This is a genomic window from Acetobacterium wieringae (assembly GCF_026646375.1).
Lineage (GTDB): Bacteria > Bacillota > Clostridia > Eubacteriales > Eubacteriaceae > Acetobacterium > Acetobacterium wieringae_A.
Window position 1 is genome coordinate 1 of the sequence record NZ_JAIPPU010000051.1, and the last position, 1,359, is coordinate 1,359.

The 1,359-nt window shown below is 42.9% G+C and carries 2 protein-coding genes; both read right to left on the reverse strand.

Translation table 11 applies throughout. From position 1 onward, the window contains the following. Positions 1-104: 104 nt before the first annotated feature. On the reverse strand, positions 105-998 hold the full coding sequence (locus tag Q7P33_RS17875) for an IS3 family transposase (protein ID WP_303872097.1): 894 nt from the start codon (positions 996-998) through the stop codon (positions 105-107). Further along, a complete protein-coding gene (locus Q7P33_RS17880; protein ID WP_303872096.1) occupies positions 995-1,282 on the reverse strand; it encodes a transposase in 288 nt (95 codons plus the stop codon). Before Q7P33_RS17880 ends, Q7P33_RS17875 begins: the two co-directional genes overlap by 4 nt. Between the last annotated feature and the right edge of the window lie 77 nt (positions 1,283-1,359).

Consider the following 1,359-nt stretch of genomic DNA (forward strand, 5'->3'; position numbering starts at 1 on the left):
TGGAATTGTCAATAATAGTTCAGTCAAAACGCGCAAGGAATTTTCCAAGCCCCTATAGAATAGCCAGCCCTCATCGTCGGTAACAATCATCAAAACTTCAAATGCTATGCAGCGAGCTGGTGATTGTCGATAAAAAGCCCCCGGTAAACCAGCGGTGGATAGCCATTATTTGTACTGTAAATTCGTCGTCGATTGTAATAATGGATATAGCGGTAAACAATCGTTTTGACTTCAACCATGGGCATACTTTTGGTATTAATTTTATAGAGCTTCTCTTTTTTCAGCGTTGCGAAAAAACTTTCCATCCGGGCATTATCATAGCAGCGGCCGGTGCCACTCATACTCTGGATGGCATTTGCTTTTTTTAATACCTTTCGAAAGCGTTGGCTGGTAAACTGCGTGCCCCGATCGGAATGAAGAATCATTCCTTCGGCACCATCATCTCTGCAGGCGTTCTGAAACGCTTCAACACAAAGGTCTGCCCGCATATTGTCATCCATCCTGAAGCCCCGGATACTGCCGTCATAACAATCAAAAATGGGTGCCAGATAAAGTTTTCCATCTTTACAGGGGATTTCCGTAATATCAGTAAGCCATTTTTGATTCGGCGCTTCCGCTGTGAAATCCTGTTTGATGAGGTTTTCAGACTTTTGCGCTTCGGCATCGGCTTTCGTGATCCCATTAGGTTTACGCTTCATGCGGATCATCAGATTATTTTCTTTGCAGATGCGGTAGATTGTCCTTAAACTCCCATGATAGTCCCGATTTAATCGAAGATAATCATAAATACGTCGAACACCATAATTGGCGTTTTCTTCGTCTTCCCGAATTAATTCATAGATTTGCGCCAAAAGATTTGCGTGCTTATCCGGTTTGCTTTTTGATCGCAGAAATTTATAGTAACCCGATTCGCTGACACCAAGCGTACGACAGAGCAGGGCAACCGGCCAACGGTCTCGACGGTCGGCAATATATGACATACGCTGCTGTTTTGCTATTTCTTTCGGCGCTTGACAAAAAAACCAAGCGCATCCTGAAGAATTTCAATTTCTTCTCTGGCTTCCCGAAGCTCTTTTTCGAGCTGTTTTAAACGATTGGGATCTGTTATTGGGATATTCCCTGGATTATCACAATAACCAACCTTTCCGGTTTTAGCTTTGCTGATCCACGTGTACAAGGTATCGAGCTTTATACCTAATCGCTCTGCAGCCGCTTTGTTGCCGATCTCATTTGCCAGTTTCAACGCTTCATAGCGTTCTTCGGCACTATATACTTTTTTCATCACTAGTCAGTCCTTTTTATTTTTATTTTACCTCATTTCCTTGCAATTTGGGACTGCACTTTTATGATAACACTCCA

Bases quoted from the DNA above. Each gene is read 5' to 3' on its own strand.
- Q7P33_RS17880 (WP_303872096.1), bottom strand. From the start codon at position 1,282: ATGAAAAAAGTATATAGTGCCGAAGAACGCTATGAAGCGTTGAAACTG.